Source organism: Microbispora cellulosiformans, assembly GCF_008728085.1.
Lineage (GTDB): Bacteria > Actinomycetota > Actinomycetes > Streptosporangiales > Streptosporangiaceae > Microbispora > Microbispora amethystogenes.
The window spans coordinates 1-10302 of the sequence record NZ_VYTZ01000030.1 but is presented as its reverse complement, the minus strand read 5'-3'; the positions used below and the strand labels follow the sequence as shown (position 1 = coordinate 10302).

Annotated in this window: 2 protein-coding genes; both read right to left on the bottom strand. The window is 73.6% G+C overall.

What is annotated here, in order from left to right:
* A partial coding sequence (locus tag F5972_RS36545) for a beta-ketoacyl synthase N-terminal-like domain-containing protein (protein ID WP_150940710.1) occupies positions 1-539 on the bottom strand: 539 nt, incomplete at its 3' end.
* Between the two features lie 8 nt (positions 540-547).
* On the bottom strand, positions 548-10267 hold the full coding sequence (locus F5972_RS36540) for an SDR family NAD(P)-dependent oxidoreductase (RefSeq protein WP_449843644.1): 9720 nt from the start codon (positions 10265-10267) through the stop codon (positions 548-550).
* Positions 10268-10302 lie beyond the last annotated feature (35 nt).

The following is a 10302-nucleotide window of genomic DNA, read 5'->3' as shown; positions in this document are numbered from 1 at the left end:
AACACGTACGACACCCGGCCCGAGGCGATCGACCCGGTGTTCGCGTTGGCGGCGTAGTCGTGATACATCATCCCGGCGAACACCCCGGTCGACGACCCCCGCAGCGACCCCGGGTCGATCCCGGCCCGCTCCATCGCCTCCCACGAGGTCTCCAGCAGCAACCGCTGCTGCGGATCCATCACCAACGCCTCGTTCGGCGAGATCCCGAAGAACCCCGCGTCGAACTCCGCCGCCTCGTGCAGGAACCCACCCGACTTCACATAACTGGTGTTCGCCCGCTCCCCACTCGGATCGAACAACCCCTCCACATCCCAGCCACGATCAGCCGGCCAATCCGAGATCGCGTCCACACCATCGGACACCAGCCGCCACAAATCCTCCGGCGAGGACACCCCACCCGGATAACGGCACGCCATTCCGATGATGGCGATCGGCTCATGCTGGGCGGCGATGATTTTGCGGTGCTCGCCGCGAAGCCGTTCCGTCTCCTTCAGCGAGGCCCGTAGCGCCTCGACCAGCTTGACGTCGGAGTCAGTCATCGCCAACCTCACCATTCCTGCGTCATATCGTCGAGTTCCAGGCCCTGGAACGCCATGTTGATGAGACTCTCGGCGTCCATTTCGTCAATGGACTCCGCGGGTGCCGAATCGGCCGATTCGGCGGACTCGGCGCGGGCTCCGCCGAGTTCAAGCAGGGTGTCCAGCAGGCCCGCGTCGCGCAGCCTGCTCAGGGGAATCGCGTTCAGAATCCGGCGGACCTGTTCCTCGGTGTCCGCCGAGCCGTTCCGCCCGTCCGCGTCGGTCGCGAGTTCGCGGTCGAGGTGGGCGGCGAGCACGAGCGCGTTCGGGTAGTCGAAGACCAGCGTCGCCGGCAGGCGCAGCCCGGTGACCGTGTTCAGTCCGTTGCGGAACTCGACGGCCGACAGCGAGTCGAAGCCGAGCTCGCCGAACGCCCGGTCCGGCTCGATCGCCTCCGAGCCGTTGTGCCCGAGCACCAGGGCGGCCTGGGTGCGCACGATGTCCAGCAGCGCCGCCTGCCGTTCGGTCTCGGACAGACCGGCCAGGCTGCTCCGCAGGGCGGCGGCGGCCGACGCGCTTCCCGTGCCGCGCCGGGCCGGGCGGCGTACGAGGCCGCGCAGCAGGGCCGGCGGCTCGTTGCCGGCCGCGACCGCGGCCAGGTCGAGCCGGATCGGCACCACCGTGGCCGCGTCCCCGGCGCAGGCGAGGTCGAACAGCGCGAGGCCCTGCTCCTCCGTCAGCGGTTCCACACCGGTGCGGCTGAGCCGCTGCCGGTCGGCGTCGGTCAGTCCTCCGCCGATGCCGCTCTCGTCCCAGAGGCCCCAGGCCTGCGACTGCGCGGTCAGCCCGGCGGCCCGGCGGTGGAGCGCCAGCGCGTCGAGGAAGGCGTTCGCGGCGGCGTAGCTGCCCTGACCGGGGTTGCCGAACACGCCGGCGGCCGAGGAGAACAGCACGAACGCCGAGAGGTTCCGGCCTGCGGTGAGTTCGTGCAGGTTCAGCGCGGCGTCGACCTTGGCGCGCAGCACGTGGTCCACGCGCTCGGGGGTGAGCGAGGAGATCACGCCGTCGTCGAGCACACCGGCGATGTGCACGACGCCGGCGACGTCCACGGTGGACAGGAGCCCGGCGAGCGCGGCGCGGTCGGCGGTGTCGCAGGCGGCGACCGTCACGTCGGCGCCCAGCGCGGCCAGTTCGTCGCGTAGCTCGGCGGCCCCCGGGGCGGCGAGGCCGCGGCGGCTGGTCAGCAGCAGCCGCGTCACGCCGTATCGCGTGACCAGGTGCCGGGAGACGAGCCGGCCCAGTGTGCCGGTCGCGCCGGTGACGAGGACGGCGTCGTCAGGTCCGAAGGACCCGGCGGGGGTGCCGTCCTCGGCGGGGGCCGGCGGCCGGGCGAGCCTCGCGGCGTGCGCCACGCCGTCGCGCACGACGACCTGCGGCTCGTCCGTCGCCAGGACGGTCGCGAGGTCGACCGAGTCGTCGGTGTCCAGCAGCAGGATCCGGCCCAGGTTCTCCGACTGCGCGGAGCGCACCAGTCCCCAGACCGCGGCACCCGCGAGATCGGCGGGGTCCTCGCCCGGCAGTGGTACGGCTCCCCGCGTCGTCACGGCCAGCGTGGAACCGGCGAACCGGGAGTCGGCCGCCCAGGCCTGCAGTACGGCGAGCGCCTGGTGCGTCGCGGCCCGCACCGCCGCCGCGTCGCGGCCACGGCCGGCGTCCAGCACGACCACCTCCGGAGGCACGGCGTCGTCGGCCAGATCGGCCCAGGCGGCCCATGACACGGGGACCGCCGCCGGCGCTCCGGCGATCGGCGTCCAGGACAGCTGGAAGAGCGAGTCGCCCGCGCCCGGCTCCGCCGCGCGAAGCTGCTCGGTCGACGTCGCGCGCAGGGTCAGTGACTCGACCGACGCCACGGGCACGCCGTACCGGTCGGTGATCTCCATCGACAACGAGGTGTCGCTCAGCCAGGTCAGCCGTACGCGCAGGGCGTCGGCTCCGGCCGTGTGCAGCACGACCCCGCGCCAGGCGAAGGGCAGCAGCGCCTGCTCGCGGTCGGCGGCGCCGTCCGGAGGCACGAGACCCAGACCGTGCAGCGCGGCGTCCAGCAGCGCCGGGTGCACGCCGAACGCGGCCGCGTCCTCCCGCGCCTGCGCCGGGAGCTCCACCTCCGTGAAGATCTCCTCGCCGCGCCGCCACGCCGTCTTCAGGCCCTGGAACGTCGGGCCGTAGCCGTAGCCGCGTTCGTGCAGGATGTCGTACGCGTCGCTCACGTCCACCGGGGTCGCGTCGGCCGGGGGCCACTGCAGGTGTCCGGTGGAGGCGGTGGGCGCGGAAGCGGTCAGGGTGCCTTCGGCGTGCAGCGTCCAGGGCTCGTCCGCTGGAGCGTTCTCCCTGCGGGAGTAGACCGCGACCGTACGCCGGTCGGCCTCGTCGGCGGCGCCGGCCACGACCTGCACCTGCATCCCGCGATCACGCGAACCGGGATCACCGGCGGGCAGCAGCAGCGGCGCGGCCAGGGTCAGCTCCTCCAGGACGGCGCAGCCGACCTGGCTTCCCGCCGCGACGGCCAGCTCCACGAAGCCCGTGCCGGGGAACAGGATGTTGTCCAGCACCTGGTGGTCGGCCAGCCAGGGATGCGTACGGACCGACAGCCGGCCGGTGAACGAGATCCCGTCCGAGTCGGGGGCGGGGATCGCGGCGCCGAGCAGCGGGTGCTCGACGCGCTCCAGGCCCATCGCCGTCGCGTCGACGCCCTCCTGCTCGTGTTCGAGCCAGTAGAACTCGCGCTGGAAGGCGTAGGTGGGCAGGTCGATGCGGCGGGCGCCGGTCTCGGCGTAGAAGGCCTGCCAGTCGACCGGCACGCCGGCGGTGTGCAGCTGGCCCAAGGCGGCGACGACGGTGCCCGGCTCGGGGCGTCCGGCCCGCATGGTGGCGGTGAAGATCGCGCTGTCGGCTGCCTCGTCGAGGGTCTGCTGGGCCATCGCGGTCAGCACCGCGTCCGGGCCCAGCTCCACGAACCGCGTCACACCCTGCCCGGCCAGCGTGGTCACGGCGTCGGCGAACCGCACCGCGCCGCGCACCTGGCCCACCCAGTACTGCGGGGTGCCGAACGCCTCGTCGGCCAGGCCGCCGGTGACGGTGGACACGATCGGGATGGACGCCGGCCCGTAGGTCAGCGACTCCGCCACGGTCTGGAAGTCGGCGAGCATCGGCTCCATCAGGTGGGAGTGGAAAGCGTGGGAGACCCGCAACCGGCGCGTCTTCCGCCCCTGCTCCGCCAACCGCTCCGCCAGGGCCAGCACCGGGCCCTCCTGCCCGGACACGACCACCGCGCGGGGGCCGTTGATGGCGGCGATGTCCACTCCGTCGGTCAGGAGCGGGGTCACCTCGTCTTCGGTGGCCTGGACCGCGACCATCGCCCCACCCGCGGGGAGGGCCTGCATCAGCCGGCCCCGCGCCGCGACCAGACGGGACGCGTCGGCGAGAGTCAGCATCCCGGCGACGTGGGCGGCGGCCAGCTCACCGACCGAGTGACCGGCCAGGTAGTCCGGCCGCACCCCCCACGAGGAGACGAGGCGGAACAGGGCCACCTCGACGGCGAACAACCCGGCCTGCGCGTACGCGGTCTGGTCGGCGAGAACGGGGTCGGCGCCCCAGATCACCTCACGCAGCGGCCGGTCCAGGTGCGCGTCCAGCTCGCCTGCGACGGCGTCGAACGCGTCGGCGAACACCGGGAACGCCGCGTGGAGTTCGCGGCCCATGCCGAGCCGCTGGGCGCCCTGACCGGTGAACAGCACCCCGACCTTCCCCGAAGATCGGGCGACGCCCTGCACCACCCCAGGAGCCTTGCGGCCCTCCGCCAGTGCAGCCAGCCCGTCCAGCAGGGCGGCCCGGTCACCACCGGTCACCACCGCCCGCCGCTCGAACGCCGCCCGCGTCGTCGCCAGCGAGAACCCGACATCCGCAAGGCTGAGGGAGGGACGGTCCTGCACGTAAGACAGCACCCGCGCCGCCTGCCCGGCCAACGCGTCCGCCGTCTTCCCCGACACCACCCACGCCACCGGAGCACCGGCCTGGGCCGCGCTTCCTGCCGGGACCAGGGCGGCGCCCTCGCCCGCCACAGCGGCGCCGGCGGGCTGCCCGCTCTCAGCCAGGACCGGTGCGGCACCGTCGGCGGCAACCGCGAGCTCGGCCATGGCCGGAATGGGTCCGGAGGACACGCCATCGCCCGGCACCAGTGCGGTGACTTCGGCAACAGCCGTGGCCGGGAGGGCGGTGCCGGTGAGCACGGCCGGGGCGGGAGCCTCGGCGACAAGGACGTCGGCCGCGAGGTCGGCGGGGGCCTGCTCGATGATGACGTGGGCGTTCGTGCCGCTGATGCCGAACGACGACACACCCGCGCGGCGCGGACGGTCCTGCTCCGGCCACGGCATCGCCTCGGTCAGCAGTCGCACGTGGCCCGCCGACCATTCCACGTGCGGAGAGGGCTCGTCGGCGTGCAGCGTCTTGGGCAGGACGCCGTTGTGCATGGCCATGACCATCTTGATGATCCCGCCGACACCGGCGGCCGCCTGCGCGTGACCGATGTTGGACTTGAGCGATCCCAGCCACAGCGGCTGCTCCTCCGGGCGGTCCTGGCCGTAGGTGGCCAGCACGGCCTGGGCCTCGATCGGGTCGCCGAGGGTGGTCCCGGTGCCGTGGCCCTCGACCACGTCCACGTCGCTCACCGACAAGCGGGCGTTGGCGAGCGCCTGGCGGATCACCCGCTCCTGGGAGGGGCCGTTCGGCGCGGTCAGACCGTTGGAGGCGCCGTCCTGGTTCACCGCCGTACCCCGGACGACGGCCAGCACCCGGTGGCCGAGCCGGCGCGCGTCCGACAACCGCTCGACCAGCAGCACGCCGCAGCCCTCGGCCCACGCCGTGCCGTTCGCCCCCGCGCCATAGGCGCGGCAGCGACCATCAGGCGACAGGCCTCGCTGCCGGGAGAACTCGATGAAGGTGTCGGGCGTGGCCATCACCGCGACTCCGCCGACCAGTGCCAGCGAGCACTCGCCGGACCGGAGCGCCTGCCCGGCGAGGTGCAGGGCCACCAGCGACGACGAGCAGGCGGTGTCGATCGTGACCGACGGGCCCTCGAACCCGAAGACGTACGACACGCGGCCCGAGGCGATCGATCCGGTGTTCGCGTTGGCGGCGTAGTCGTGGTACATCATCCCGGCGAACACCCCGGTCGACGATCCCCGCAGCGAGCCCGGGTCGATGCCCGCCCGCTCCATCGCCTCCCACGAGGTCTCCAGCAGCAGCCGCTGCTGCGGGTCCATCGTCAGCGCCTCGTTCGGGGAGATCCCGAAGAAGGCCGCGTCGAACTCCGCCGCCTCGTGCAGGAACCCGCCCGACTTCACATAACTGGTGTTCGGCCGCTTGCCCTCGGGGTCGAAGATCTCCTCGATGTTCCAGCCGCGGTTGACCGGTAGGTCGGAGATCGCGTCCACCCCGCCCGCGACCAGGCGCCACAGGTCCTCCGGCGAGGACACCCCGCCCGGATAGCGGCACGCCATGCCCACGATCGCCAGCGGCTCGTCAACCGAGCCCGCCGTGGCCGCGACCACCGTACGCCGGGTGTCGGCGCCGACCACCTCGTCCGCGATGTGCTCGGCGACCGCGAGCGCGTTGGGGTAGTCGAAGACCAGCGACGCCGGCAGCCGCAGTCCGGTGGCCGCGTTCAGTCCGTTGCGGAGTTCCACGGCGGACAGCGAGTCGAAGCCCAGCTCACCGAAGGCCCGGTCGGGCTCGATCGCCTCGACCCCGGCATGTCCGAGGACGGCGGCCGCCTGCGTGCGCACGATGTCGAGAGCGGCGGCGACCCGCTCGGCCGCGGTCAGTCCGGCGAACCTCTCCCGTACGGCGGAGGACGCGCCGCCGCCCGCGGCGGCCACCCGGCGGGTGGGCACGCGGACGAGTGTGCGGAAGAGGGACGGGAGCTCCGCTCCCGCTTCGGCGAGCGCGGCGAAGTCCAGCCGGATCGGCACCAGCGTGCCGGAGTCCACGGTGCACGCGACGTCGAACAGCTCCAGCCCCTGCTGAGCCGACAGGGGCTCCACGCCGTTGCGGCTCAGCCGCTGCCGGTCGGTGTCGCCCAGCTCGCCGGCCATCCCGGCGTCGTCGGCCCACAGTCCCCAGGCCAGCGACTGGGCGGTGAGGCCGCCCGCCCGGCGGTGCGCGGCCAGCGCGTCCAGGAACGCGTTCGCCGCGGCGTAACTGCCCTGACCCGGCGTCCCGAAGACTCCCGAGGCCGAGGAGAACAGCACGAAGGCAGCCAGATCATGATCCCGCGTCAGCTCGTGCAGGTTCAGCGCCGCGTCCACCTTCGGACGCAGCACCCGATCCATTCGCTCCGGCGTCAGCGACGCGATCACACCGTCGTCCAGCACACCCGCCAGGTGTACGACTCCCACCAGCGGATGCTCCGCCGGGATGCCTGCCAGCACTCCCGCGAGCGAGGCACGATCAGCGGCGTCGGCCGCCGCCACCGACACCTCGGCGCCGAGGTCCGCAAGCTCGCCGACCAGGTCGGCGGCGCTCTCGGCCGAGGCGCTCCTGCTGGTCAGCAGCAGACGACGCACCCCATGCGCCGCCACCAGATGCCGTGCCACCAACCGGCCCAGCATCCCCGTGCCACCCGTGACCAGCACCGTCCCCTCGGCGGGGAACGACGTCACCGGCTCGGCCTCAGTGGTCGCGGCGGGCACGCGGACCAGGCGGGGCGCGTACGCGGCTCCGTCGCGGAGCGCCACCTGCGGCTCGCCGACGGCCATGACCGCGCCGACGTCCACGCTCTCGTCCGCGCTCTCATGCAGGTCGGCGAGGACGATCCGGTCGGGGTGCTCCCGCTGCGCGGTCCGCACCAGCCCCCAGACGGCCGCGCCGGCGAGGTCGGTCACGTCGTCCGAGCCGGACAGCGGGGCGACCGCCCCCCGGGTGACGACCAGCAGCCTGCTGTCGGCGAACCGCTCGCCGGCCGTCCATTCCTGCAGCGCGGCCAGCACCTGGTGGGTCGTGGCCCTGACCGCCGCGGCCTCGTCCGCGGAAGCGCCGACCGGGTCGCCGGAGGGCACCCGGAGCACGATGACATCCGGCACCGTCGCCGCGGCCGGGTCCAGAGCCGCCCAGTCGGCGTACGTCAGGGAGACGGCCGGGGGCACCGGCACCTTGGTCCAGTCGACCCGGTACAGCGAGTCGTGCAGTCGCGCGGGCTGCAGCTGTTCCGGCGCGACCGGCCGCGACGTGAGCGACCGTACGGCGGCGACCGGCGCTCCCTCGGCGTCCGCGATCTCCAGGGAGAAGGCGTTCGGCCCCGCGGGCGTCAGCCGGACGCGCAGCGCCGTCGCGCCGACGGCGCTCAGCGACACGCCGGCCCAGGAGAACGGCAGCATCGTGGGGCCGCCGTCCGTGTCGTCCCCGCCGAAGTGCAGCGCGTGCAGTGCCGCGTCGAACAGCGCGGGGTGGAGCCCGAAGAGGGCGGCGTCCTGGTGTTCCTGGTCGGGCAGGGCGACCTCGGCGTACAGTTCCTCGCCGCGTCGCCAGGCCGCCTGCAGGCCCTGGAAGGCCGGGCCGTAGCCGTAGCCGCGCTCGTTGAGGATCGCGTAGGCGTCGGTGAGGTCCACCGCGGTGGCCTCGGCCGGAGGCCACTGGCTCAGGTCCGCACCATTCTGTGCGGTCTCGGAGGCCAGGACGCCCTCGGCGTGCAGCGTCCAGGGCAGGTCGGCCGGGGCCTGCGCGCCCCGCGAGTAGATCGCCACCGTACGGCGGCCGTCGCCGTCGGCGGCGCCGACCACCACCTGCACCTGCACCGCGCCCTCACCGGACCCGGCCGCCCCGCCCGGCAGCACCAGCGGCGCCGCCAGCGTCAGCTCCTCCACCAGAGTGCAGCCGGTGTGCTCGGCCGCGTGCAACGCCAGCTCCACCAGACCCGTCCCCGGCAACAGCACACTGCCGAACACCTGGTGATCGGCCAGCCACGGATGACTCCGTACGGACAGCTGACCGGTGAAGACAACGCCCCCGGACTCGGGCAGCGGGAGGACGGCACCCAGCAGCGGGTGCTCGACGGCCTCCAGCCCGGCGGAGGACAGGTTGCCGATGTGGTCGGCCACCCACGACTCGGACAGGTAGTCGATCGGGTTGAGCCAGTAGCGCTCGCGCTGGAAGGCATAGGTGGGCAGGTCGACCTGGCGGGCGCCGGTCTCGGCGTAGAAGGCCTGCCAGTCGACCGGAACGCCGGCGGTGTGGAGCTGACCCAGGGCGGTGACGACGGTGCCGGGCTCGGGGCGCTCGGCCCGCATGGTGGCGGTGAAGACCGCGGTGTCGGCTGCCTCGTCGAGGGTCTGCTGGGCCATCGCGGTCAGCACCGCGTCCGGGCCCAGCTCCACGAACCGGGTCACGCCCTGCGCGGCCAGGGTGGTGACCGCGTCGGCGAACCGCACCGCGCCCCGCACCTGCCCCACCCAGTACTCCGGGGTGCCGAACGCCTCGTCGGCCAGGCCGCCGGTGACGGTGGACACGATCGGGATGGACGCCGACCCGTAGGTCAGGGACTCCGCCACCTCGGCGAAGTCGGCGAGCATCGGCTCCATCAGGTGGGAGTGGAAGGCGTGGGAGACCCGCAACCGGCGCGTCTTCCGCCCCTGCTCCGCCAACCGCTCCGCCAAAGCCAGGACGGGGGCTTCCTGCCCGGAGACCACCACCGCGCGCGGCCCGTTGATCGCGGCGATGTCCACCCCGTCCGTCAGCAGCGGCAGTACCTCGTCCTCGGTGGCCTGAACCGCGACCATCGCACCGCCGGACGGGAGGGCCTGCATCAGCCGGCCCCGCGCCGCCACAAGGCGGCACGCGTCGCTGAGAGTCAGCATGCCCGCCACGTGGGCGGCGGCCAGCTCACCGACCGAGTGCCCGGCCAGGTAGTCCGGCCGCACCCCCCACGACGTCAGGAGACGGAACAGCGCGACCTCGACGGCGAACAACCCGGCCTGCGCGTACGCGGTCTGGTCGACCGTCTCGGCGTCGGCGCCCCAGATCACCTCACGCAACGGCCGGTCCAGGTGCGCGTCCAGCTCGGCGACGACGGCGTCGAACGCTTCGGCGAACACCGGGAACGCGGCATGCAGTTCGCGGCCCATGCCGAGCCGCTGGGCGCCCTGACCGGTGAACAACACACCCAGCTTCCCGGCGGAGCGGGCGACGCCCTGCACCGCCCCAGGAGCGGTACGACCCTCCGCCAGTGCAGCCAACCCCGCCAGCAGGGCGGCCCGGTCGGCACCCGTGACCACCGCCCGCCGCTCGAACGACGCCCGCGTCGTCGCCAGCGACAACCCGACATCCGCGACACTCAGGGCGGGACGGTCCTGCACGAAGGACAGCACACGCGCCGCCTGCCCGGCCAACGCGTCCGGCGTCTTCCCCGACAGCACCCACGCCACCGGAACCACCGAGGTATCCGGCGCTCCGGCCTGGGTCGCACCCTCTCCCGCTACAGCGGCACCGGCGGGCTGCCCGCTCTCGGCCAAGGCCAGGGCGGTGGCGTCGGCCACCTCGGCCGTGGCCGGGTCGACGGTGCCGACGAGCAGGGCCGGGGCGGGGGCCTCGGTGAGAGTGACCTCGGCAGCGAGGTCGGCGGGGGCCTGCTCGATGATCACGTGGGCGTTGGTCCCGCTGATGCCGAACGACGACACACCCGCCCGGCGGGGACGGTCCACCTCCGGCCACGGCATCGCCTCGGTCAGCAACTGAA